The organism is Limnochordia bacterium (assembly GCA_023230925.1).
Classification (GTDB): domain Bacteria; phylum Bacillota; class Limnochordia; order DUMW01; family DUMW01; genus JALNWK01.
The window spans coordinates 11,332-37,431 of the sequence record JALNWK010000003.1; the positions used below are offsets into that span (position 1 = coordinate 11,332).

Below are 26,100 nucleotides of genomic sequence, written 5' to 3' on the forward strand. Positions count from 1 at the left end.
CCTTAGGGTTCTGGTTTATTCTGACTATGCTGTTGCTTACAGACATTCGCATGAACCGCTTGTCAAGCTGCTTAGGTTCTAGGCCAATCGCGGCTGGTTCAGAGCCTGAAACCTATGATTAGCAGTATCCTCGGTGAGTGTGTCGTGTTATACCTAGTATCGGATGCTTCCTGTAAGAGTTTAGTGATCATTACGTATCTTGACTCTATACTACTACTTCTTGAATACAGTGCATTGTTCCTTTGTCTCAAGGTGCTCAGACTCAAAAATGATCAAATGCAGGGTGAGCAAGGTCAAAGATAGTCTGAAGCAAATCGCTAGGAATAGAGGGCCTACGTTGTTAGGCCTACTGCACAATTGTATAGAGCCCACCTGTGGAGCATCAGAAGGTGATTTCTGTGGAATCAAAGTCTCGCAGGGAAGGGGACGTAACGCTTCACCATGACCGGTGTTCCAAGCCTCAAGTGTTTGGCTACTCCACTTAAGATGTACTAGGCATATCTGCAGAACCCAAGCAGATATGTTGCTAGTGAGCATCCACAATGAAATCGTGGTTCACCCCAGTTCCCTCTCTTAAGGTACAATAACTTGCGGTGGATGTGTACCGCCTAGTGCTTTTTTGAGAAGACACCTTTGTTCTAGCTTTCCTATGCCCTGCGAACCGGATAATACTTCCTTCAAACTCCAGTATCCAAACGTTTTCACCATTGGTCCGGACCAATATGGCGGTGCTTCTTTCTACATTGAGGGTAACAGGAAAACTGTCGACCAGGACTGCGTGTGTCCGCACATCGGACTCTCATAGACGGCAGGGGGCTTCATCAAGCACCGCATAGGGTGACAAAGGGGTACCTGTAACGGTGGGTGAATGGCACTAGAAGACGGCAAGCCTGTTGCTTAGCCGTCTTCTAGTGGAGGAAAAGCACTTCCTGCCGCAGGTTGGTAGGCATCTTAGTCGTCCTACGCTCCATCTGCGGGATACAAAAGATTCCTTAGTTTTGTAGTACCAACTCACACGCATCTAGTCCTGCGAAGTAGCCCCTAGCGCTTGGGTTTTTTCCGGCTGCCTCTAGACGAAGTCTATGGACCCCCGATTCTAGGTGAATCTGACCGAGGACCAAACGGTCACTCCGCAATACACCACCGGCATATCCGTCCCAGGGTTCTCCTATTTGCTGGTCATCAATAAGTAGGTTAATCTTGCCATAATCCGGTGCTTTGGTGAAGTAAACGGCTACTTCGTATGTCCCGGTGTTGGGGACATGAAATGTGCCTTCAAGCCATTGTCCCTCTTCTGTGGGTTTGAAGAAAAGATGTTTATCTTTGCTCCAGTAGGGACCCACCCAATCCATTCCTTGGATCTCAAAGGGGGCATCGGCGTTAATGTCCTGTAATGCTTCACCTTCGACCCAGATTGTTCTATCGGTCATATGCTCCACCGCCGCGGAAGGAGCGGACTCGACACCAAAACCGCTTACTGCTACTACCCGATAATACTCTGTATCGGCAAGGGGCACAGGGCTTCCCTGCCACTGGGAAGAATAACTCTGCCCAACTTGGAGCCAGGGCCCGGGGGCAAAGTCAGGGGTTAGTGCCCGGTAGATACGATAACTCTTAGCTGTGGCGGAAGGGCTCCAGCGCAAGATTAGTTTCCCCTCCTGTTTGTCTAGGACAAGATCCGTAATAGCATCAGGCTTTACTAGATCAATCTCTGGCTTTATGAGACTATGTGTCTCGTAGAGGAAAGCAGTCCAGGGACCCTTGGGGACGATCTCTACGGTGATCTCGGTCTTTCCTTCGGTAAAGGCTTTGGGAATAAAGAAGTCACTGTCTGCAAATCGATGGTTTCGGTTTGTTTCAGGATTGAACCATGTACCTACGAAAGCGCCATCTACATTGATATCGGCCTCCTGTGCCGTGGCTTGATCGCTGGTTCTTCGTAGGAGCACGCCTTGGTTGGCTGATTCGATCCTTAGTTTGAAACTGGTTGTCTCTTGACCAGTGGTCCCTGTTTTCGTCATGAAGTCTCGATCCACGGGTCCTTCGAAGGCCGAGTTAAGGGTGAACTCCTCGACCTTACCTTGCCAATGATGGGCCCGGCGATCTGTCTCATCCCCGGGTAATAGGCGATCCGATAGGATGAGGCCGTTGCCCGCTAGCCCGTACCAAAAGACGGTACTTTCATAATCTCCGGGTACATCATTGAGACCGCCGTGCTCTAGGGTATAGGAGATACCCGAGCGGAAAGAAACAGGATCTGGCAAGAAGAATCGATACACACTACTGATATAGCGACCTTCAATAGCGCTATGGCTTGGGGCACCGTAGAAAGGAAGGGTAAAGGGGCCCCTGTTGAAGTACCAGGCACCGCCAAAATGATCCTCGGTTCCTGTACCATAGATGCTTGGTGTGTGCAGTCCATCTACACAGATGCGCTCATCGCCCTCAAGGTAGCCACAATCACCGGCGCCAACTAGCTTCATACTCACACCCACAAGTTTTCCATACCCGTCGGTTTTTAGTACTGTATAGTCTCGTCCCGGTGTCGTTGGTTTTTCTTGGTGATAGGTGGCGTAAAAGTGACCAATTTCCCCGTTGGCTAGGTGTTCTTTAATCTGGGGCTCTTCAACGAACCTGATATTGTAGGATAGCTGAACCGGCTCATCTTTCCCATTGTATAACCGTAAGTCGGCATTAGAGCCAAAGGGCATGGGAAAGAGGGAACGGAACTCGGCATCACCTGTGGCGGTATTGCCTACAGATGTGACCGCTGAATCCACCGGATGGGGTCCAACCGGGGAGGCGAAAAACAGGTGAAAGGGTGTACTAACCGCATTAAAGGGTTGCTGATCCCAGTTGAACTCAAGCCATAGATTTCCCAAGGTCTCCATAAAGGTTGGATCAGGTTGTTCTTCCATCGGGGGATACTCATAATCCCTGGTACCGGACCATTTCCGTCCATAGATCCGATACTTATGCCCGATTTCCTGGAGAGTGTCGCCCACATCCAAGGTATCGGTGAGGAATAACTCATTACCAACCACGGAATAGATCCAATAATAGAACTCGTTCCAATCAATTTGGGCAGAGACGAACTCAATCCGGATGTGGATTGAATCCTTACCTTCGGTAAATGCCGGGGGGATATCGAAACTGGCGTCCATCCAGCGGTAACCCGTAGCTGTCCCCGGAGTACTCCAGGTTCCCACCAGCTGGTCATCTACGTAAACATTCGCGGTTTGATCCCCGATGCCATAGTCAAATCGGCGTACCAGGCGAACCCCAGCGTTGTCAGCATCAATCTTCACCACGAACTCACTATGTTCCACAAAAGCGTAACCATCATCATGGGCAGGAATCCCCTTGGGTGCTTCTGTTACGGAGATTCCAGGTACGGTAAAGGATAGCTCGGTGATCAGACCTGCTCCCTGTAGGTCAGCCAACTGCAGAGATTGTCCGGGTTCAATTACCACCTCGTTGCGGATGACGGAACTTTTACCCATTGGCAATGCCTGTCTCTGGCCCCCCTGGGTCAGCTTATAGCCAATTTGGTAGTAGAGGGGAGTGCCTAGGACGGTGACCTTGCAGTATTCCTCAAAAGCCAAGGGCATCATGGATACAAAACCGCCACTGGAGGTTAGTTCATCAGAGACCCAAGGGTGGCGGAAAGGATCTATGGTACCTGAGAACAGCTCCTGGACGGTCAGGTCATATGTAGGATTGGTCCTATCATCTAGGTAGATGCGAATCCGCTCTATGTTATCAACTCCGGTAAACCAGAACCGGTTTATCTCTCCTTGACCTCGTAGTTCCGCTAATACTCGTTCATTACCGTCTTTATACAGGTACCCCACGTGGGGTTGTCTCTCGTCGCTCCAATCTTGATTTCCACCTGTGCGATCCCGGCTACTGAACTGGCCCTGGAAATCATTGGGCATCAACCACGGCAGATTCTCGATCAGTTCTTCTGTCGAAGAGATTGCTCCCGATGTGCGTTCTCCCAAACTAAAGGGTATCAGTAAGAACAACACTAAGCAGCAGATTAGTCTCCGTCTCATTGATTTGCCGAATAACCTTCCTGGTTACTCGATTTGCCCTCCTTTGTTGTATTCGCTCCCTAATCTAGAGATGGAATTGGAGTATACGCATACATCTAAACCATATTCTCATAATTCGACGAAGGTTTTAATAATCCTGCAACACAACGCCTTACACCAATGTATTCGAATACTCAATGGCGGGTTTCGGTTTGTCATAGAAGCAATGGTGGTGAGAGATACTAAGCTAGCCTTTACGGAAGGATGGACCAGCTAGATGAAGACTACGATTATCGTTTTGATCTTGATCATGTTCGTATGTCCAGCCAGATCGGGATCAGTTGTAAACATCTACAACGAACAGGATGAGTTGCTTTTTCAAACGGGGCTAGAAGTGGGGGTGGGAGATCTGTTTCTAGCACCGGATAATCGTAAGTATCAGATCCATAAGATCCTTGGCGCCACTGCCCGGGCTAAATACGTGGAGACGGTTAACCTAGATGAGGTGTTTCCAAAGGAAGTGTTTGAGCGGGGACTGCTGTGCGGCGCAAAATCCGATCTAGTCCGCCACGATAAAATCGGAATCTATCATACCCATAATGTGGAATCCTACCTGCCCACCAGCGGTGTAGAGACCAAACCGGTGGGGGATGTTTTGCAGGTGGGAAACACCATTGCCCAGTGGTTACGGGACCAGGGATTGCAGGTGATTCATGCCAAGAACAACCACGCCCCGATGGATGGCGGGGCGTATTACCGGTCGAGGCGAACCGCCACGGAAATCATCACTGCCAAAGTTGATGCCCTCTTTGATATTCACCGGGACTCTCCTCCGGCAGAGGTCTATGCATACCAACTGGAAGGTTTGGCTCTAACCAAGATTCTGTTAGTCGTGGGTGCTGAAAATCCGCTGATGCGCATAAATGAGGAATTCGCCCTCGCATTAAAACACTATGCAGATAAGGAATACCCCGGGTTGATCCGCGGTATGTTCTACGGGAGATCCACTTTCAATCAAGACCTACATCCCCGGGCTCTGCTTTTTGAGGTGGGCTCGGTGAATAACGCCCTTGCCGAGGCGGAAAACGGGGCAAAACTCATGGGCCAGGTGGTGACCGCTGTACTATATGGAACTGAAGCTGGCCCTCTGCAAAGGGCTGAGAGAAGCCAAACCATACGTCTGTTTACTGTGTTGGTTCTCGCGGCGGTCGTGATTCTCTTTTTAGCCGATAAAGCTCGTTTTCGATGGCTTTCCTGGCACCTTGCGCGATTGGCCTATAGTATACGGACCTGGTTAGGGAGCATCCGAAGAAGGTAGCCGCGTCTTTTCCAGTTGGAGAAGATCCATCGGGCAGTTAGCCACACAAATGCCACACTTGATGCAGCGCGGATCTGCTAGTTGATCCCGGGTTGGCAACTGTATTCCCATGGGACAAACTCGCCTGCATTTGCCGCAATCCTTACAATTTGCGAGGTTAGCTTGGGTAACCCTTACATCGGTACCCCGGTTGAGGCCAGTCTTACTGCCGAACCAATAGGCCGCCTGCTGCATGGTTCCCATAGGACATATCCAACACCAGGCCCGGCGTCTAATAGTCAGGGCCAAAACAGTGCCAAGGACAGTGGGTACAAGGTAATTGATTGCCAGAAGTAATCCCAGTTTGTCCCAAAAACCTAGGGTGCCAAACAAGGGTAGCACCCGGGCAACTCGCCGGATAAACATGAACATATACAACCCGAAGAGAACTAGACGAAAGCCTCCGGAACCTAGAATCTTTGGCGTTCTCTTGTTAGATGTAAAAGGTTTTAGGATTACGTCAAAGAGGCTACCGTGGGGACAAAGCTTGCCACACCAATACTTGCCCCTGAAGACTCCAAGAACAATCAGGGTGAGCATAATTGGTAGGAGAAGCAGCCCAAGTTTGTGGTAGTATAACCCACCTAGGGCAATGATGGGCATCAATAGCCAAGTAACCTGTTGCCAGAGGGTTGTTTTCATTGATCGAACCTCCTTAGGTAAACGCCCAAAGCCAGATTGTCAAGGAGATCTTCCAGTAGCGACAGGCACCGCAACTGGTACTGGTTGAGCATGGATTCACACTAAGATTGCCCTCAAATCGCTACATACCCCAGGATGGATATACGCATACTATGCGGCTGATGGAATTAGCGTTTGGTTGGACGTAGGTCATCAAGGTATGCTGAACTGCTTTTAGTAACAAGCCTATGTGGTTTTCTGCAAAAGGTGGGAATATCACTGCAGACCGTAGTTAAAAATGCATTAGCAGGTCTAGAGAACTGCTTAGACCTTTCTTAGAACAGCTATAGGCTAATCGAGAAGTAGACCAAGTGGAGGCCAATTTATCCAAGGACCCACTGCCGGGCGGCCTTCCAAGAAGCTATTAGATCACGGCGAAGGTGCTATTGGGACTGGTCTAAACAGGTAGCCTCAGGTGTAGAATGCCGATCATGTAGCTCTGTTCCTCTCCAGTGGTGTGTGGGTGGTGAGACATGCCCAAGATACGTGTCTTATTCTGTTCTTCATGTAGGCCGTAAGGGAATGTACAATACAAACAGTATAGAAGCCCTTGTGAATCTAGGTTTGTGGCATGGTCGCCGAAGATCGAGCTGGCAGTTGAACAACGCTAGTAGTGCGTATGAAGCATTAATCATTCCATTGTGCCCGTATCTGTAGCGAACCAAGAAGTCTAGGACCTGCTATGCCTTCTGAGGATGCCCTTACTATACAGGCAAGTTATGCAGACAATTAGCACAAATCCGCCCATTCTATCGGTGGTGATGGAACCCTGCTGGTAGCTAGAATCCTACACTGAGATTCTTTGCATTAAATGTCACTTGCCGTCGCAATTGTGAGTATAGTATAATACCAAGTACAGAATACAGGCTACTCAAACAATTTAGGTAAATTGTCGGGCTGATGATTGCCCCCCAACTTAAAACCCTGGAGGGAAACCTGATGGTTATTCACCATGATTCGCACGACATCTTGTATCGAGAGCCGTTCGGGGCTGTTGCCGAGAAGACGAAGGTGACCCTGCGGCTGAAAGTTGAGGCTTCATCAAGTGTTGAAAGAGTCTACTTGCGGCTTTGGAAGGACGGACGGGAGAAAGTAATCCCGATGAAGCTAAACTCCCAAGGACTCTTCGAAGGGAGGTGTGTGGCCCAAAGTTGCGGCATCATATGGTATTACTTTATTATCCATAGTGGAAACAAAATATATTACTACTGCAATAATCCGTCGCAAAAGGGTGGGGTAGGTCAGATCCTAGACTACCCGGGTAGTTCCTACCAGATTACCGTATACAAGAAGGGCTTTACTACACCGGCTTGGTTCAAAGAAGCAGTTGTCTATCAGATCTTTGTTGACCGATTCTGTAATGGCACAGAGGATGGCTCTATTCTAAACCCGAGAGAAGATGCAGTAGTACATTCAGACTGGTATGAAAAACCGTACTATTGGGATAAACGAAATAATGACTTTTTTGGTGGAAACCTACTGGGCATTATCAAGAAGTTACCCTATCTGAAGGACTTAGGCATTACCGCCCTCTACCTCAATCCTATCTTCGAGGCCTTCTCCAATCATAAATACGATACAGGCGACTACTACAAGATTGACCCGATGTTTGGCGATAACAAGATGTTTGAGGAGCTGTGTGCAAAGGCTCAGGAACTCGGTATCGCCGTGATTTTAGACGGTGTATTCAGTCATACGGGGAGTGATAGCATCTACTTCAACAAAGAGGGTAGATACGCCAGTGTCGGTGCCTACCAAGGCCGTCATTCACCCTATCATTCTTGGTATCAATTCTATCACTACCCGGAAGATTATGACTGTTGGTGGGGTTTTTGTACCTTACCCAACGTCAATGAACTAGAGCCCTCCTTCTTGGACTTCGTCTTAGAAAACGATGATAGCGTGGTTAAGTACTGGATTAAGCAGGGGGCTTCTGGTTGGCGTATTGATGTGGCCGATGAGCTACCCGACGAATTCCTAAGGAGACTGCGCACTGCTGTAAAACAGCAGAATCCCGATGGGGTACTCATCGGAGAAGTGTGGGAGGATGCATCTAACAAGTGTGGTAGTGAAGGATTACGTCAGTATCTATTAGGGGAGCAGTTTGACTCAGTGATGAACTATCCATTTAGGGGGCTAGTTCTAGACTATCTATGTGAACGAATAGATAGTACCCTATTGCACCAAGGACTGATGAGTCTGTATGAGAACTATCCCAAGGAAGCCTTTTACGCCATGGTCAACCTAATCGGCAGCCATGATGTGGTGCGGGCTTTGACCATCCTCCAAGGAGCGCCCTCCGAGCATTGTCTGAGCATGGATGAGCAAGCGGGCTTCACTCCTTCATCGAGTCAGAAGACCCTGGGGAAAAAGAGGATGAAACTGGCAGTACTATTCCAAATGACCTTCCCCGGCGCACCGAGTATCTACTACGGCGATGAGGCGGGTATGGAAGGGTATAAAGATCCATTGAATCGATGCACGTATCCTTGGGGCAAGGAGAACAAGGATCTTCTTACTTGGCATAAGAAACTGATTCACCTTCGGCATGAACATGCTTGTCTACGGACGGGTCTGTGGACCACCTTGTACGCCCAAGGAGACGTCTATGTCTTCCGTAGGCAGATTACCGGTGGAAAGGATATCTTTGGTGAGCCCCGAGAAGACGGCCAAGCCATAATAATGATCAATAGAAGTAGGAAAAAACGCCATGAACTGAATTTGGACCTAGGCGTTTCCGTGAACTTCAAGGATGTGCTCCATGACAACCAGGTGTTCAATACCCACCAAGGCAATGTAACAATCGATCTAGGACCCTTGGAAGGTAGACTACTAATCGCAATCGATGATTAATAAGTCACCGCGGTGGAAAGCCGCGTTATTGTAGCGGCTTTCTGCATCTATTCCGGCAATAGTGGACCTAGCGGTGATATTAAGACAGCTTGTGGACTTCTCAGAAATTGATAGGGTGGATTTCAGCACCCAAAGAACAACCTCTCCAAGTCAAGAAACCGCATGTTTTGAGGAAGTAACCTTCCTGAGCCAAAAGAGATATCGAAGAAGGGGTTGCTAGGTAGTATAGTTGGCAATCTCAGGCGGTAATACTCCGGAACGTGGCTGCTACTAGGAAAGATAAGTTAGGTGTCTGAACAGAACCGTTGCCCTGAGTAAACGTGTCCAACCCTTTCTTGGTTCTGTTCTGTATGGGTGCACGTATCGTTGTCCCTGCTGTTAGCTTTTTCCGCTAGAGAAACAGTCGATTAAGCAAAAAGCCACTGCAAAATGGGAAGACACGATGTCAATCGTTAGAGTACGCGCAGAGTTCTTTACATATAAGGACTGTTGCGCATGCAATAAAGCAGCGAAATAGCTACCGTACGCCTTTAAAGTACTTTACTCCATAGGGTGTTCGATTACAGCTACGGGTAGGTAAGATTTGGACCCGTGAATGGTGCGTTTCGTGGCTGCTGAAGACTACATACTAAACAAAGGCTACAACAGCATACTAGGTGCTAAACAGACATCATCCAGGGAACAGAAGGAAGATAGGTTAATTGATTAGGATTTGCGCAGAGTGGGCTCTTTTCATCTACTTACTGACCGTAGTATAATAGGAGCAGCAGCACATCCGGCCGTACATATTTGCTATTGGACTGGGTGATATTAGTATCTAGGGAGGAAAACTTGATGTCAGAAGGTAATGCATTAGTCCTTAAAGTGACGCTAGACGATCCCTTTGGACGTGCCATAGACAAACCCTATCGCGTGTTGGCCGTGCCCGCCGATTGGTTACTGTATGATTTGGCACGTCTTATCGTCGGCAGCTTTGACTTTGATTTCGATCACTTATTCGGTTTTTACAATAACATCCGCAACTATGGGAAGTCTACGGAAGGCTATGAGTATCTCGGCGAAATGGATGAAGCCAGTGAGTTTGAAGGAGTCACAGGCATCGTTGTATCGAAAGCCTTTGACAAGAAGGGCAAGAAGATGCTCTTTCTCTTCGACTACGGCGATCACTGGTGCTTCATTGTTACGGTAGAAGATATTGTGGACGCAGGGGAGTATGAGGAACTACCCTGCCTAATCAAGAGTGTGGGTCAAGCTCCGGCCCAGTACGGTGAAGCGGAAGAAGAGTGGGATACCGAATGGGATGACGACGATGATTGGTCAGAGGACTGGTCAGACGATGAATGGGACGAAGAGTGGTCCGATGATGACGATGATTTCTAATGTGAAGGCCGGCGTAATGCCGGCCTTTAATGAATCTAAAGCTCCTGCTTGTTAAAGACCATAAGTCCAAGGGCCATCAGCACAAGGGAGACTAACACAGTGATTCCGATGGTCCAAAGGGTATCACCTAACTGGATGCTTCCCACAAGCGTGTTATCGGCTAGTGTGGTGAGGGCTCCTGGGGAGTAGGTCTTTAACGTCTTGTTGATCACAGGGAGGGTCACCGTAAGAATGAACCCGGCAACAGCAATTCCTCCAGCGGCTAAGCTACTTCTACTGATGGTGCTTGCAAACAAGGTTAAAGACGCAACAAACAAAATGTAGACTAAGGATAGTACTGCCGCCTGGGCTGACGCTGCCACGTCAACATCCGGAAATAAAACCATTGTATTGTACAGACAGCCACCGTAGGCCACCATGAAAACCAAGGCCAAGAAGAATAGGTTAGCCGTATACTTAGCGATGACGAAACTCGAACGGGAGACTGGTTTGGCTAATACTAAAGCGGCGGTGCCTTTATCCTTTTCCTCAGCAACGCTACCCATCAGAGTCAAGATTACGGCGATGATCCCAATCTGATGCATATTCTTAAAGAACTGGCGAAAGGCGTCTAGCCAGGTCGGTGGTGGGATCTCCATCTTGTATTCCTCAACTAAGGACTGAACCAAATCCGGTATCATCTTGGCAATGATGGGACTGGACAGACCAAAAAGCAAGAAGATAATGGGAATGACGAAGATCCGATAGGTGCGGATAATCTCCTTTGCTTCCTTCTTCAGTAAGGCTTTAATGCCCATTGTTCTTCACCAACCTTACAAAAATGTCCTCCAACGTAGCTTCTTTCATATGGAAGTCTTCAAGACCGAGACCCAGCGCACTAATCATACTCGGAATAGCGTGTTGGGCCTGAACAGGATCCTTAGCGGTTAACCGAAACTGATGCCCATCTACAGTAACGTCCTGGACCCACTCCGCGGCTGTAAGCTCCTGGAGCAATTGGGTCGGCTCCTCCGAGACGCGAAAGGTGATAATCGAATCGACGTAGCGGTCCTTAAGACTTACCATGGGTTCGTGGACAAGAAGCTTCCCCCGGTCCAGTATCGCTACCTGATCGCAAATCCGCTCCACATCCGCCAGAATATGGGTGGACAAAACCACCGTTGTCTCTTCAGGAAAGGAACGGATTAGCTCTAGCATTTCCTTGCGACCGATTGGGTCAAGGGCTGAAGTAGGCTCATCGAGCAGGATAACCTTGGGGTTATTAATCAAGGCTTGGGCTAGTCCCAACCGCTGCTTCATTCCCCGGGAGAAACCGCCAATTGCTGTTTTCACATCAGCCAATCCCACGATTTCCAGAAGTTCCTCCACCCGATGCCTTAAAGAGCTTCCCTGCATTCCCACCAGTTCACCGCTGAAGGTTAGAAACTCCTGGGCACGCATCCAACTATAGAAGGTAGGCACGTCCGGTAGGTATCCTACGTTCCTGCGATAGTCCCCACTACCCACCGCTTCTCCCATAATCCAAGCTTCTCCCCGGGTGGGCTTGGTAAACCCAAGGAGCATCTTCAAAGTTGTGGTTTTCCCTGCTCCATTTGGACCAAGAAAGCCAAATACTGTTCCTTGGGGTATCATAAGATCAAGACCATCCACCGCGGTGACAGTCCCGAATTTCTTTGTCAGGTCCTTAGTAACAATTGCCTCCACGAACTATGCCTCCTTTCGACCGAAGAGGAAATATACCAGTGGTCCGATAATGGATATGCACAGGATAACAATTCCCCAAAGAATCTTGTTACCCCCGGTCACTTCCTTCCTCTTGACCAGGTCCATCATTGCCGCAACCAGCAGTATGACCTGCAAGACAATGATGGGAACCAATAGCTTGATTATTGTTGTATCCATAGGATTCATCCTCTCTCAAGAATTCACATAGGAGCCTTTGAATCATGCTAACCACGCACAAAGCGTACCAGCGGTGGGACAACCACCGTCATGGATACAAGAACAACCTTCTTGCATAACTGGCATTACGCTTCTTTTTAGAAAGACCGTCGCCACCGGACGCAATAGTAATTGTACTATGGCTAGTTGAGTCAAAAATGCCAACGTTGTATCCATGTGGTTTATTTCTCCATGACATAAGAATATTAGATCATAGTGGCAAAGTCCAGAGCAAAAGTGGTCGGTTCCCGTGGGGATTGAAGCAGTCTAGGAGGCAAGCATGTGCGAAGAGCTCGAGTTTGACATCGAAGAAAGCGGGCACGAGAGGGCAGGTATTAATCCACAATTGCTGTCCTGATTGTTTCTCTAGCTGTGGTTGGCAAGGCCGAATTCCTTGTATTCGATGCTTAGTGGGTTCCCAGGAGTTATGTAGTCGGTTGAAGCCGATGGGGACTTGGATACAACCGATGGTTTGGTATTTACGTTGTTAATGCGCGTTGCACTTACTGATGATGCAGAGGACGTTGGCACGCTTACAAGTCCGGTGCTGATGTCAATGCCTGTGTGCTACATGTTCCAAAACGGCGGTGATCGAAGCACTAATTGCAGCCGGCGCGGATGTGAATGCGAGGAATTCCGTGGCTCTTATGCCCTTGGTGCATGCTGCGGAATCAGATATCAGTCCTGAGATTGTCAAGGTGTTACTGAAAGCTGGAGCTGATGTTGCGCTCAGGGCAAGTGATGTTTCGATTATACCAGTGAGAATCCCGATATTAGGTAGACCAATGAAGTGTATCTGCTATTTCAAAACGCACATTTCTGATAGCCCAAGAACCGTTGAAGGGCACACCGAATGTCCTCAACGGTTATATCGGAATGTAGGTGTGGTAAGGAAGGACAGACAACGAGTACGGTCACAAGCTAGTTAAAGACAGTAGTATCCGTGGGTTTTCAGGGCATTCGTGTTGTGTGCAAATCGGCTAAGGTTATACAATATTGCGAGTTGCTTTTGTACAGATGCCGGCAAGATGACATAATGCAGAAACCGTTGTCTCGCCCTACTCTAATTGTGTTCATCAACTTGCTGTAGCTAGTCGGTAACAGGTCATTGGGGTCATCACCGCATTGAATAGCCGAACAACCGCCCAGCTAGTTCTTGCACATGTGGTATGTTCTTTCCTATTGAAAGACTGTATGTTAACTCCAAACAACTTTGACAAAGTCCCAACCTATTGGTAACCTATGGTTACTAGATAGTAACGGTATTAATAACATTTGCAGTAGTATTTCTGTAATCATTGCATATAGAAGCTGGGGGGGTCGGGGTTGGCACTGATTGATGAGCTCCTTATGAAGATACAACAGGCAACAAAGCGTTACGAGCGACTTGTCTTGGTAGTAGGGGCCTCCGGTTCTGGAAAGACCGCACTTCTGGAAGAAGCAAAGCAGCGGACGGGTGCCCCATTAATTAACATCAACCTTGAATTATCCAAAGGAATGCTTGAGCTTACCGAATTACAAAGGAAGCTCTACGTTAAAGATTTAGTGGACGAGATTATCAGTGCAGCAACAGATCAACTGGTACTACTTGATGAACTTGATCTCCTGTTTGATAGCAGTCTTGAAATAGATCCGTTAGCACTACTTCGTTCCTTATCCCGGCGTTTCACGGTGGTTGCTGCTTGGAATGGTTTTGTCAAGGATGGTTACCTGTTCTATGGCATTGTGGGACATCCAGACTATCGGCGTCTGCAGTTAAGGAACGATTTCGTCATTGATCTGGTTCCAACAGCATGAGAAGGAGGCTCAAAAATGAAGTACCGGGACTTGGTACAATTTGAACCGATAACTAGCGTAATTCAGCTTAAGGACGCTAATGAATTCAGTAAGGCACAGCGTCTTGTAGAGACCTATGTTATCTCTGAGCAGATGGCAGACAAGCTTATTTCCATGGTATTTCGACATCTCCAGTTTGACGAACCCACGGACAACAAGGCCCTTCTGATCGTCGGAAACTATGGATCGGGCAAGTCCCATCTTATGTCTGTAGTCTCTGCTGTTGCCGAACATCGAACGCTTGCGGCATACCTTACCAACGATGATGTTGCTCAGGGAGCTGAGGACATTGCGGGGAAGTTTAAGGTGATCCGTCTTGAGCTTGGTTCGACTACAATGGCCCTGCGTGACGCTATTGTAGGTACATTACAGGAGCAACTTTCTAGGATGGGTGTCGATTACGTTTTTCCATCGGCAGCTGATGTCGTCAATCACAAGAGCGCTTTCGAGGACATGATGAGCGCGTACCACCAGGTGTATCCTGAGCACGGTTTGTTGATGGTGGTGGATGAGTTGTTGGACTATCTCTATTCCAGAGATGATATGCAAAAGGTGCGGGATTTAGGGTTTCTTCGGGAAATCGGGGAAGCATGCAAGGATTTGCGGTTTAGATTTATTGCTGGCGTCCAAGAAGCAATCTTCGAAAGCCCACGGTTTGCTAGTGTTGGGGATAGTCTACGGCGAGTAAAAGATCGTTTTGAACAAGTATTGATTGTCAGAGAAGATGTGAAGTTCGTTGTATCAGAGCGATTGCTCAAAAAAACCACGGTACAACAAGCCAAGATTGCCGCGCATTTGAAGCCCTTTGCCAAGTTCTACGGAGACATGAACGAGCGTATGGATGAATTCATTCATTTGTTTCCGGTGCACCCTGATTACATTGATACCGTCGAGAAGGTGTCTGTGGCTGAAAAGCGACACATCTTAAAGACCCTTTCTCTTTCTATGGAAAGACTACTGGAACAGGAACTACCCCAGGACCAGCCCGGACTTATTACCTTTGATAGTTATTGGACCACCCTTATGGAAGACTCATCTTATCGTAATATTGAGAATATAAGAATCGTCTCGGATCGTAGTCGAGTCCTAGAGGACAAAATAGACCGAATGACCCGCAAAAACTATCAGACGATGGCAAAACGGATCATCCACGGTTTGTCGGTACATCGTTTGACAGTGGGGGATATTCACTCCCCTATCGGCTTAACTCCTGAAGAGTTGCGGGATACTCTTTGCTTGTATGAACCAGAAATAGCGGGTTTTGGTGGGGAGCCAGCTGAGGATCTTGCAGGACATGTGGGGACAGTGTTAGATGAGATCAGAAGAATGGTCAGTGGGCAATTCATTTCCTTTAACCCCGATAACCGCCAGTATTATCTGGATCTAGACAAGCATTATGACTACGATGCGGACATTGAAAATGAAACGGGCAGTATTGGCCCGGTACATCTAAACCGCTATTACTATGAGGCATTGAAGCGTTTAATGGAATGTGCGGACCAGACATATGTCAATGGATTTCGCATTTGGGAGCATGAATTGGAGTGGCTGGAGTGTAAAGCAGCCCGTCTGGGCTATCTGTTCTTTGGTTGCCCCAACGAGCGGTCTACTGTTGCGCCGCCCAGGGAGTTTTATCTGTATTTCATCCAGCCTTACGAGGCTCCTCGGTTTAAGAATGAGAATAAACCAGATGAAGTATTCCTTTACCTTGAACCAGATGAGGTCTTCGATGAAACATTAAGATACTATGCGGCAGCTTCTGAATTAGCGAATCGCTCCTCCGGTAGTACAAAAGTGGTCTTCGAAGAAAAGGCAGATGGTCTCCTAGGTGACTTAGCGAACTGGCTACGGGAAAATTTCACTGAAGTATATAAGATAACTTACCAGGGCTCAACCAGAAAGCTAAGTACTTGGCTGAGGCAGCAGCATGTACCAAGAAGCGAGGTCGTTAACATTCGTGATGTGGTAAATACCGTGAGCTCGGGGTGTTTAGCCCCACATTTCAGAGACCGGGCGCCGGAATATCCTAGTTTCAAAACGTTAATTACCTCGCAGAACCGTCCACAGGCGATGCGCGATGCTTTACGCGCAATTGCAGGTGGTACAAGAACAAAGCAGGCTACCGATGTACTTCAAGCCCTTGAATTGATGGATGGGGAGCGTATTGACCCACGAAATTCTCGATATGCTAGACATATCTTATCTATTCTCGAGGAAAAGTCTGGACAGGTGATTAATCGTTCTGAACTCATCGAGGATGTTTACGGGGTTGATTATTTCGCTCCGAACTTGTTCAGATTGGAGCCAGAGTGGTTAATTGTTGTTATAGTAGCCTTAGTATATTCGGGTCATCTTGTTCTAGTTACTTCCAGGCAAAAGATAGATGCGACGCAGTTAGCTATGCTACCTCAGCTTTCCGACGAGGAGCTACTTAGTTTTAGACACGTTGCACCACCAAAGGACTGGAATCTATTGGCGATGCAAGCGTTAATGGAGCTGCTTGGTCTTGCGCCAGGGCTAGCAGTAGGTATCACCCAACGGGATAACCAAGCTGTCCAACAGGTCCAGGCGAAAATAGATACAATGCTATCGGACTTGGTTAAAGGGTTAGAGTACCTAAAAGGTGGGTTACATTTTTGGAGCAAAGACCTACTTGCTGCCGAAGAAGAAAACAGGGTACGTGCGGAGCTTACCAAGACCAAGACCTTTCTTGAAACCATTCGAAGGTATTCCACACCGGCTAAGTTTCAGAACTTCGCCCATGATGAGCAACAAATTGAAGAGTATAAGGTGGGGCTGCGTGAACTTGAAAAGCTTGAGAATCTAAGGAAAGTTACTAGCGAGCTAGATCCACTTGTCAATTACTTTGTGGCGGTTGAGGTCATATTGCCCGAAGACCACGACTTTATCACTTCCATCCGTGATCTTCACGAGAACCTTCACTCACAGCTGAGTTCCAACAAGTGGCAGGAGGCTGGTTTTTCCTCTAGTGCCAAACGGCAGCTTAAAGGGCTCCAAGACTCATATATTGACATGTATCTTAAGGACCATCAACAGGCTAGGCTCGATGTTGGTCAAGACAAGCGTAAGACAGAACTATCACGTGATCCACGGCTCAAAGCCGTACGAAGCTTAGCACCGATTAAAGTAATGAATCGGGGACAGCTTACCGATTTTGAAAACACGCTTAATAACCTAAAAACTTGTCCAGCGTTGACGCGAAAGGATCTACAGAGTAGACCTAAATGTCCCCATTGTGGCTATCTTCCAGGTACTTCACAAACGAATGTAGCGAAGGTGCTCGAAGCCTTAGAGATGGATTTGGAGCAGTTGTACAATCAATGGACTAAGCAGCTTCTAGGGGAACTTAATGATCCGACTGTCAAAGATAACTTTGACTTACTCAAACCAGAGCAGAGAAAATTGATCGAAGATTTCCTAGACAACGGTTCTCTACCTGAAGAGACCGACGATGAATTCGTGTTGGCTATACAGGAGCTTCTAGATGGTCTCATCCCTGTGTCCATTGACGTAGAGCAACTACATCAGTATTTATTTGTTCCTGGTATGCCTTTGACCTGTACAGAACTGAAGAACAGATTTGATGAATACTTGAATGATTTGCTCAAAGGAAAAGAACGAGATCAAGTTCGTATTGTGCTGAAATAGGAGGTCGTTTCAATGGTACAAAACGAGAAGATACCTTTTGTTATAGAAGATGTGGATACGGAAACGGTTACCCAAGGTCCGGTGGAGTGCCTCGGTATAACCTTTACCAATGATGAAGAGCGCCGGGAATACTTCCGAGAGAAGCTCCGGCAAAAGCTTGAAGAACCCGAGTTTCGTCAGATTGAGGGTTTTCCCATCGGTAGCGATGAGGATATTCTTGCTCTTTCCGATCCACCGTATTATACAGCGTGTCCTAATCCCTTTATTCAGGATTTTATTGATTACTATGGTAGGCCCTATGATCCCAACGAAGATTATCACCGAGAGCCCTTTGCAGCAGATGTTAGTGAAGGCAAGAACGATCCCATCTACAACGCTCATTCGTATCATACGAAGGTACCACACAAGGCCATTATGCGGTATATACTCCACTATACTAAACCAGGGGACATCGTCTACGATGGCTTCTGTGGCACTGGCATGACTGGAGTTGCGGCTCAACTCTGTGGGGATCGGGAGGTAGTTGAATCTTTAGGATACCGCATCGATGACGATGGAACCATTCTCAAAAGAGAAATTAATGAACAAGGGGAAGTGTCCTGGGTTCCTTTTTCCAAACTTGGTGCTCGGTATGCTGTACTAAATGATCTTTCCCCGGCTGCCACCTTCATTGCTTATAACTACAATACGCCTGTCGATGTGGATCAGTTTGAAAAGGAAGCCAAGCGCATTCTAAAAGAGGTGGAAGCCGAATGTGGATGGATGTATCAGACACTGCATACAGACGGCAAGGCCAAAGGAAGGATCAACTACACGGTATGGTCCGATGTATTCACTTGTCCTGAGTGTGCCCACGAGATCATTTTCTGGGAGGCCGCGGTTGATCAGGAAGCCGGAAAGGTACGGAAAGAGTTTCCATGTCCCTATTGCAGTGCGATTCTCAAAAAGTCAAACATGGAGCGCGCCTGGACTACTAAGTATGATGACACCTTAGAACAGACGATAAGACAGGCAAAACAAGTACCCGTGTTGATTAATTATAGTATCGGAAGAAAACGGTTTGAAAAGGCACCAGATGAGGCTGACTTGGCATTAATCCGGAAGATTGAAGAGAGTGAAATTCCATACCCATATCCCACAGAATCAATCCCAGATGGTGATAAAACCGGTGAGCCAAGAAGGATCGGCATTACTCACGCGCATCATTTTTACACGAAGCGAAATCTATGGATATTAGCTGCGTTTTCGCAGAGAGCACGTGTACGTAGCATGAGAATGCTTTGGGTTGTTACGGCTGTTACAGAGGGTTCCTCACTTCTGAATCGGGAGAGGCCTTTCGGTCTTCCGAGTAAACTATCTGGGACTTTATATGTCAGTTCTATGATCAGAGAAATCAACTCGATTGAGTTTTTGCGGCGGAAAATAAAGAGATATCAATGTAAAAGTAATCAACTCCGAGTCTCATCCGAGTGCCGCTCAACAACAACGGGGTTTTACACGGATAGCTCGATGGATTATATTTTCACGGATCCACCATTTGGTAGCAATCTAATGTATTCTGAACTCAACTTCCTTTGGGAGTCCTGGTTAAGGGTTTATACGGATAACGTACCGGAAGCCATTGAAAACAGAACTCAAGGCAAAAATTTGCCACAGTACCAGGAGCTCATGACCCGTTGCTTCCATGAGTACTATCGGGTATTGAAGCCAGGCCGCTGGATGACGGTGGAATTTCATAATTCTAAAAACAGTGTCTGGCACGCGATCCAGGAGGCTTTACAGCGGGCAGGGCTTGTTGTTGCTGATGTCCGTACACTTGATAAAAAACAAGGCTCATTTAATCAAGTAGTAGCTGGCCGCGCTGTAAAACAAGATATTATTATTTCAGCATATAAACCTAACGATGGCCTGGAAGAACGATTCAAGCTTAAGGCTGGCACTGTAGATGGCGCCTGGGACTTTGTCCGGAGTCACTTGCGTCAATTACCGGTTGCCGTTATCAAAGATGGTAAATTGGAGGTTATTACTGAGCGGATGAATTATCTCCTTTATGATCGGATGGTAGCCTTCCATGTGGAGCGGGGTGTCATTGTTCCCATATCAGCAGGCGATTTCTACGAAGGTCTTGAGCAGCGTTTTCCACAAAGAGACGGCATGTACTTTCTCCCTACGCAGGTAAATGAATATGATCGTGCATGGGCCAAAGTAGAAGCGGTAGAACAGATTGAGATGTTTGTTCATGATGAGGCTACAGCCATCCAGTGGTTGAAGCAGCAACTTGGCTCCAAACCACAGACCTATCAGGAAATACATCCATTGTACATGAAAGAGATTACTGGCTGGCAACGACATGAAAAGACGATGGAGTTGTCGAGACTGCTTGAGGAAAACTTTCTATGCTACGATGGTACCGGTGATGTGCCTAGTCAGATCTGTCGCTATCTGTCCAGGAACTTCAAAGAGCTACGTAATGTGGAAAAGGATGATCCTGCCTTAAGGGCTAAGGCCAAGGATCGTTGGTACGTGCCTGATGCAAACAAGGTAGGTGATCTGGAGAAACTGCGCGAACGGGCGTTGTTGCGGGAATTTGAGGAATACCGCAACTCTAACCAGAAAAGGCTTGGTGTCTTTCGTTCTGAGGCTATTCGTGCTGGATTTAGGAAGGCTTGGGGGCAACAAGATTACGAAGTCATTGTGCAGGTGGGAAGCAAGATCCCCGAGCGCGTTCTTCAAGAAGATTCTAGGTTAATCATGTGGTATGACCAGGCCTCACGAAAGCTACGATCGCGGTGATGGGTCTATGAAGCGGATTGAAGTCGGCAGTTGGATTTTTAGCACTGAACACCGTCAGTGGTGCCAAGTTATAGACACCCAGAAGTTGTGGGGAAATACAAGCTATCGTGTTTGGTTGCCTGAACAGGATGCGGTTTTGCGGATTAATGCTGAAGATGTGCGAACCATGGATGAACTGGATCTTCCCTCGGCAGATCAGTTGACATATGTTGCCGCAGCGGCGAAGATCGCGGATTCGTTAACGGGAGATGTTCTGTTGGCGCCCCTTGACTCCTCCGTAATTCCCTTGCCGCATCAGATCCGGGCATTGTCCCGGGCAATGAGTGGAGATCGCGTCCGCTATTTACTGGCGGATGAGGTGGGTCTAGGGAAGACAATTGAGGCGGGACTTATCATGCGGGAATTGAAGCTGCGGGGGAAGGTGAAACGCACCTTAGTAATTGCCCCTAGGGGTCTAGTTACCCAATGGGTCGCTGAGCTAAAGACTCACTTCAACGAGGAGTTGCGACTATTAATCCCTGGGGAGTTTGCTGCTTATCGTCAGGTGCTCAAAGAAGACAACATTTGGCGTAGTTTTCCGCAGGTGGTTTGCCCTGTTGACTCGGTAAAACCACTTGATAGCCGGCGGGGTTGGTCGGAAGAACGTATAGCTAAGTACAACGAAGAACGGTATGAGGATCTCATTTCAGCGGGATGGGACCTAATCATTGTTGATGAGGCACACCGGCTTGCAGGTGGTCACGATCAAGTTGCTAGGTATAAGTTAGGGCAAGGATTGGCGGAAGCGGCACCGTACTTGTTGTTGCTTTCGGCAACGCCCCATCAAGGAAAGACAGATGCCTTCTGTCGTCTGATGTCTCTGCTTGATGCTCGCACCTTCATTGATGAAGAGAGCATTACCCGGGAGCGGATCCAGCCTTACGTAATTAGAACGGAGAAACGACAGGCCATTGATGCACAGGGCAAGCCACTGTTTAAACCTCGAAGGACACAGTTAATTGCAGTTCCCTGGGGATTGGAGCATGCAAAACAAAATGATTTGTACGATGCTGTTACCGACTACGTACGCAAAGGCTATGATCAAGCCATGCGGGAAAAACATCACTACATCGGTTTTTTGATGATTCTAATGCAGCGTTTGGTCGCATCAAGTACCCGGGCGATTCGTGTTACCTTGAAACGGCGGCTAGAAACACTGAGTACTTCTGAGAAAGGTCTATCGTTGCTGGAAGATTTCCCACAGGAGGAATGGGCCGAACTGGATGGCGAAGAGCAGACTGAAATACTGGTGAAGCTTGCTGAGGCTGTGGAGAATGAGCAAAGTGAAGTCAAATGGCTTCTAGATATGGCTATGCGGTGCGAAGAGGAAGGTCCTGATGTGAAGGCTGAGGCTTTACTGGATTGGATCTATCGGTTACAGGAAGAGGAACGGGAGCCTTCGTTGAAAGTGCTTATCTTCACCGAGTTCGTCTCTACGCAGGAGATGCTATATGAATTTCTTACTGGGAGAGGGTTTCTTGTTACTTGCCTCAATGGTTCTATGGATATGCATGAACGCAAAGCGGTTCAGGAGCACTTTACTAACGAGGCCCGTATTTTAATCTCAACAGATGCCGGTGGGGAGGGCCTGAATTTGCAATTTTGCCATGTGGTGATCAACTACGACATCCCCTGGAATCCGATGCGATTAGAACAGCGAATTGGTCGAGTGGATCGGATTGGCCAGACCCGTGTGGTGCGCGCCATAAATCTCGTATTGGAAGATTCTGTGGAGCACCGTATCCTAGAGGTACTCACTGAAAAACTAGCTGTAATCTTAAGGGACCTTGGGGTGGATAAGACAAGCGATGTCCTTGATTCAGGGCAATCAGCGGAACTATTTGATGAGCTATACATAAATGCTATTTTAGATCCTACCAATCTGGAAGCATCGCTTATGAAAAACCTAAACCAGTTCGCTACCCAAGCCAAACAAACGAAGGAGAGTGCCCTAATCCTTGGAGATATAACTGAGTTAAAACCTGATGAGGCACAACGCCTCAGTGCCCATCCACTTCCGGACTGGGTGGAACGGATGACTACTAGTTTTATTCGGGCCCATGGTGGCAAAGCCGAAAGGCTCCTTGGTGAATGGAACCTAATCTGGCCAGATGGTGAAGAGGCTTTCGGTGTGGTCTTTACGGCAAAGGAGGCTAGGGCCAATCCCTTTGCCCGACACTTAACTTTAGAAGAGCCTCGTGTCCGTGGACTAGTCATGCGCTTGCCCCGTTTTGCTCAGGGTCAGCCAATACCCATCATTGAATTGGCGGGCATGCCAGTTGGTGTATGTGGGTTCTGGTCTTTGTGGGAGATCTCTATCCATACCCGTGACTGGAATCGAAGAAGCATTCTCCCCTTGTTCGTACACGATGATGGTAGGATTCTGATGCCTACTGCAAGACGTATTTGGGATCAGTTGCTTTCTGAGTCCATAAGAGTCAAAGGCCACCTCACAAGGGAGAAAGCCGAGGAGATATTTATAGATCTCGTGCACAATGCTAAGGTACAGGGACAGGAGACCTTTCAAGAGTTACTGCGCGCCCACAGGCAATCCCTCGAACAAGAAAGGGCAAAGGGTAATTATTTCTTTAGTGTACGTCGTGAAGCCATTGAGAAACACGGTCTATCCACCGTTCGTCGTCATCGTCTAAAGGAACTTGAGCAGGAATTAGCGGTCTGGCAAAAGCAAATGGTGCAAAAAAGCAGAACTATTCCGGACTTGATCCCGTTAATGATCCTTCGTTTGGAGGAGGGTAGGTACCATGTCTAACTGGCAGAGGCAAGTACTGAAGAAGCTAGTGCCATCGATTGCGCGGCTATTCATTGTTTCAGATCCCGATGGACTTTTGTTCGAGGAAGAAGTATTCCATCAGATATCTGGGCAAGGTTTTCATCTTGTTACCTTCGAGGATTCCATAGCTTTCAGGTACCTATTCGAAACCAAGTATCGGCCGTATCAAAGGCGAGGGGAAGGGACTCTCATTGTACGCTATGACGGAAAGGATTTGGACGATTTACCCGCGGATTTACTGCAAAAAGGACATCAACTTTATATCAGTCTCGGTGAGCTGTTTCCCGATCTTAATAGCGAGGTAGTTGCAGCATTGGATCGGGGTTATTTGGATCTGGTCGATGAGGCGGTCAGGGCATATTCTCCCCATAGTCTAAGTGCAAATGAAACAAAGGACTTCATTCTTAGGCATGTGTTTAAGATTGTGCCGGATTTAATCAAAACACCAGCAGATCTTTTGCATGTTCTGCTTCGTCGGCATTACTTAGGACTAAGTATCCCCAAGGTTTTGGATGAGTACTTCATTGAGGTACTACAAGGAAGTGGACGTTTCGCGGCATGGCCCCTTGAAGAGATTACCAGCAATCGGGAGCGGTTCTTCTCTTTTCTTCAGGAACGATGGCCTGTTTTCTTAGAGCATCTTGTTATTGACGGAGCTTGCGAGCGAGAAGAAAGTGCCATCTTTGGTTTAAAGGAACCGGTTCATCTTCCCTTCGATCACAGTGATGTACGGGTATACGTGGATAGTCTTTTTATCGACGGTCATTTACAGCCGGTCACTTTTAATAAAGCAGAACTACTTACGGAAAAGTGGGTCACTGTGGGGATCAAGATTGACCCTGTGGCCGACCGATTGCGGCGTTTGAAGGGTTTGACTAAGTCGATTGAGAGAAACCTTCCGGATGAACGGGCAAGACACCAAACCTGGCTGACTTTTGCGTACCGCTGGGCCGAGTTGACTACGCTCACGCTTGAGCTTATTAATGATGTCGATCCTTCAATTCAGACTCGGTTTGAGGGTCTGCAAAGAACAGTGGATGAGAGGTTTTCGAACTGGGTAAAAACGCGTTTTGCCGGGTTATATAATCAGCCGCCCAATCCTCCGGTAATGGTCCATCATATTCCCCGTTCGCTAGCTAGGAAGTTGAGTGAGGATCCAAAGAAAAAGCTTGCTTTGATCGTGATAGATGGGTTAGCTCTTGATCAATGGCTAGTGATCAGAAATACTCTCCAAGAACAGTCACCGGGGCTTGAAATGCGGGAGAGGACTGTATTTGCGTGGTTGCCGACAATTACACAGGTGTCTAGGCAGGCGCTTTTTGCCGGGAAGCCTCCCTTCTACTTTCCGAAGAGTATCGGGACAACAAAAAGAGAGCCGGTGCTATGGCAGCGGTTCTGGAAGGATCAAGGCCTAACTCAAGCAGCTGTCAAATATGAGAAGGGGCTTGGTCAGGTGGACGATTTAACACAAGTTCGAGAGGTAGCATCGCAACCGACAACTCGCGTGATGGGGTTGGTGATAAATACAGTGGATAACATCATGCATGGCATGGAACTGGGAGCTTTGGGGATGCATAACCAGGTTCGTCAATGGGCTGAGTCAGGTTATCTAGCTCGGTTAATTGCACTACTCCTTGACGAATCTTTCGAAGTCGTGTTAACCTCGGATCACGGAAGCTGTGAGGCACAAGGCCAAGGCCGACCCAATGAAGGTGTCCTTGCTGAGGCCCGGAGTGAGCGAGTACGGGTTTTTTCTAAGGAAGTTTTGCGGCAACGGGTGGCAGAAGGGTTTCCTAACAGCATTCTATGGCCTCCGGTGGGTCTGCCCGAGGACTATCTCGCGTTAATGGCGTCTGACCGTTACGCCTTTGTTCATAAGGGTAAGAGGGTGGTAGCTCATGGAGGGATCTCTCTCGAAGAAGTCATCGTTCCCTACGTACATATCCTAGGGAGGACAATATGAGAGAACGCTATACTCAGATTGGTTTCGATCGCAAAATATGTCTAGAATGGCTTGAAGATACCACGGATTTGCTATGCGCAGACAAGCAGCCTTCCGAAATATTCGAGAAGCTGGAGGAGCTTTTGCTGGATCAAGTATCCAAAGGTAATCATGCTCCAAGGAATTCGCGAGAGAAAACCATCACGATTTTGATGCGAAGTTGGGTTAATGTCCCCAACGAGTTGACTATGTTGCGGGATGAAGGACTTAAGATGCTACAGACTCTATCTGGTAGACAGCGGCAGTCTGTACATATGGGGATGATCATGGCAGTATATCCCTTCGTTCGGATAGTTGCCGAGAATACGGGCAGGCTCTTGCGAATACAGGGAGTGGTCACCACATCCCAAGTTCAACGGCGTGTTCAAGAGAAATATGGGGAGCGCAGTACTGTGGTTTACGCCGTAGGACGGGTCATAAGTAGTTTCGTTGATTGGGGGCTCCTGAGCAGGAAGGGTCGGGCGGGCAAGTATTGTCTTTCCGGTGAAGTGGAGCCCGTTGGTGAGGAGCTTACTCTTTGGTTAATGGAGGCTTTGTTACACAGCATTCCCCAAGGACAGGCCCCGCTAGAGACACTTCTAGATTTCCCAGCTTTGTTTCCATTTAAACTTACATGGCTACCGCCTCAAACGGTGAATAGGTCACAGCGTATAAGTGTTTTTAGCCACGGTCTTGACCAACAGCTCTTAATCCTTGATACGCCAGCGACAAAATTCTAGGG

At 47.8% G+C, this 26,100-nt stretch carries 14 protein-coding genes; 9 read left to right on the forward strand and 5 right to left on the reverse strand.

All coding sequences use genetic code 11. The annotated features are described in order from the left end of the window. Positions 1–992: 992 nt before the first annotated feature. Positions 993–4,058, reverse strand: coding sequence for a DUF2961 domain-containing protein (locus M0Q40_00945; protein MCK9221187.1), 3,066 nt, complete (start codon positions 4,056–4,058; stop codon positions 993–995). Between the two features lie 256 nt (positions 4,059–4,314). Here M0Q40_00945 and M0Q40_00950 point away from each other — a divergent pair, with 256 nt between their 5' ends. Next, positions 4,315–5,355 carry a stage II sporulation protein P gene (locus tag M0Q40_00950; protein MCK9221188.1) on the forward strand — a complete coding sequence of 347 codons (1,041 nt, stop codon included), beginning with the start codon at positions 4,315–4,317 and terminating at the stop codon, positions 5,353–5,355. Here the strand turns inward: M0Q40_00950 and M0Q40_00955 are convergent. After that, the gene (locus tag M0Q40_00955; GenBank protein MCK9221189.1) at positions 5,332–6,036 is read right to left on the reverse strand and encodes a 4Fe-4S binding protein; all 705 of its coding nucleotides are present in this window, start codon (positions 6,034–6,036) and stop codon (positions 5,332–5,334) included. The genes M0Q40_00950 and M0Q40_00955 overlap by 24 nt on opposite strands. Before the next feature lie 978 nt (positions 6,037–7,014). Here M0Q40_00955 and M0Q40_00960 point away from each other — a divergent pair. Continuing rightward, a complete protein-coding gene (locus M0Q40_00960) occupies positions 7,015–8,928 on the forward strand; it encodes a glycoside hydrolase family 13 protein (GenBank protein MCK9221190.1) in 1,914 nt (637 codons plus the stop codon). An 834-nt stretch (positions 8,929–9,762) separates the two neighbouring features. Next, positions 9,763–10,308, forward strand: a complete 546-nt coding sequence (locus M0Q40_00965; GenBank protein MCK9221191.1) for a plasmid pRiA4b ORF-3 family protein — start codon at positions 9,763–9,765, stop codon at positions 10,306–10,308. A gap of 35 nt (positions 10,309–10,343) precedes the next feature. Here the strand turns inward: M0Q40_00965 and M0Q40_00970 are convergent, their stop codons facing one another. Genes M0Q40_00970 through M0Q40_00980 form a run of 3 tightly spaced genes read right to left on the reverse strand, consistent with a single transcriptional unit; the run spans position 10,344 to position 12,210 of the window. After that, positions 10,344–11,105 (reverse strand): ABC transporter permease, encoded by a 762-nt coding sequence (locus tag M0Q40_00970; protein ID MCK9221192.1) that lies wholly within the window; start codon positions 11,103–11,105, stop codon positions 10,344–10,346. Further along, complete coding sequence (locus tag M0Q40_00975; GenBank protein ID MCK9221193.1) at positions 11,095–12,012, reverse strand: ABC transporter ATP-binding protein; 918 nt, start codon at positions 12,010–12,012, stop codon at positions 11,095–11,097. Before M0Q40_00975 ends, M0Q40_00970 begins: the two co-directional genes overlap by 11 nt. Before the next feature lie 3 nt (positions 12,013–12,015). Then, a complete protein-coding gene (locus tag M0Q40_00980) occupies positions 12,016–12,210 on the reverse strand; it encodes a PLD nuclease N-terminal domain-containing protein (protein MCK9221194.1) in 195 nt (64 codons plus the stop codon). Positions 12,211–13,575: 1,365 nt separating this feature from the next. Between M0Q40_00980 and brxF the strand changes: the two genes are divergently transcribed. Genes brxF through M0Q40_01010 form a run of 6 tightly spaced genes read left to right on the forward strand, consistent with a single transcriptional unit; the run spans position 13,576 to position 26,098 of the window. Beyond that, a complete protein-coding gene (brxF, locus tag M0Q40_00985) occupies positions 13,576–14,046 on the forward strand; it encodes a BREX-3 system P-loop-containing protein BrxF (GenBank protein ID MCK9221195.1) in 471 nt (156 codons plus the stop codon). Positions 14,047–14,061: 15 nt separating this feature from the next. Further along, positions 14,062–17,754 (forward strand): DUF6079 family protein, encoded by a 3,693-nt coding sequence (locus M0Q40_00990; protein ID MCK9221196.1) that lies wholly within the window; start codon positions 14,062–14,064, stop codon positions 17,752–17,754. Between the two features lie 12 nt (positions 17,755–17,766). Beyond that, positions 17,767–20,547, forward strand: a complete 2,781-nt coding sequence (locus M0Q40_00995) for a DNA methylase (GenBank protein MCK9221197.1) — start codon at positions 17,767–17,769, stop codon at positions 20,545–20,547. 7 nt (positions 20,548–20,554) lie between these two features. Further along, on the forward strand, positions 20,555–23,356 hold the full coding sequence (locus M0Q40_01000) for a DEAD/DEAH box helicase (protein MCK9221198.1): 2,802 nt from the start codon (positions 20,555–20,557) through the stop codon (positions 23,354–23,356). Then, complete coding sequence (pglZ, locus tag M0Q40_01005; GenBank protein MCK9221199.1) at positions 23,349–25,340, forward strand: BREX-3 system phosphatase PglZ; 1,992 nt, start codon at positions 23,349–23,351, stop codon at positions 25,338–25,340. Before M0Q40_01000 ends, pglZ begins: the two co-directional genes overlap by 8 nt. After that, a complete protein-coding gene (locus tag M0Q40_01010) occupies positions 25,337–26,098 on the forward strand; it encodes a hypothetical protein (GenBank protein ID MCK9221200.1) in 762 nt (253 codons plus the stop codon). The genes pglZ and M0Q40_01010 overlap by 4 nt, the downstream gene beginning before the upstream one ends. Positions 26,099–26,100 lie beyond the last annotated feature (2 nt).

Bases quoted from the DNA above. Each gene is read 5' to 3' on its own strand.
- M0Q40_01000 (MCK9221198.1), top strand. From the start codon at position 20,555: ATGAAGCGGATTGAAGTCGGCAGTTGGATTTTTAGCACTGAACACCGT.
- M0Q40_00965 (MCK9221191.1), top strand. From the start codon at position 9,763: ATGTCAGAAGGTAATGCATTAGTCCTTAAAGTGACGCTAGACGATCCC.
- M0Q40_00990 (MCK9221196.1), top strand. From the start codon at position 14,062: ATGAAGTACCGGGACTTGGTACAATTTGAACCGATAACTAGCGTAATT.
- M0Q40_00960 (MCK9221190.1), top strand. From the start codon at position 7,015: ATGGTTATTCACCATGATTCGCACGACATCTTGTATCGAGAGCCGTTC.
- M0Q40_00950 (MCK9221188.1), top strand. From the start codon at position 4,315: ATGAAGACTACGATTATCGTTTTGATCTTGATCATGTTCGTATGTCCA.
- M0Q40_00955 (MCK9221189.1), bottom strand. From the start codon at position 6,036: ATGAAAACAACCCTCTGGCAACAGGTTACTTGGCTATTGATGCCCATC.
- M0Q40_01010 (MCK9221200.1), top strand. From the start codon at position 25,337: ATGAGAGAACGCTATACTCAGATTGGTTTCGATCGCAAAATATGTCTA.
- M0Q40_00980 (MCK9221194.1), bottom strand. From the start codon at position 12,210: ATGGATACAACAATAATCAAGCTATTGGTTCCCATCATTGTCTTGCAG.
- pglZ (MCK9221199.1), top strand. From the start codon at position 23,349: ATGTCTAACTGGCAGAGGCAAGTACTGAAGAAGCTAGTGCCATCGATT.
- M0Q40_00995 (MCK9221197.1), top strand. From the start codon at position 17,767: ATGGTACAAAACGAGAAGATACCTTTTGTTATAGAAGATGTGGATACG.
- M0Q40_00970 (MCK9221192.1), bottom strand. From the start codon at position 11,105: ATGGGCATTAAAGCCTTACTGAAGAAGGAAGCAAAGGAGATTATCCGC.
- M0Q40_00945 (MCK9221187.1), bottom strand. From the start codon at position 4,058: ATGAGACGGAGACTAATCTGCTGCTTAGTGTTGTTCTTACTGATACCC.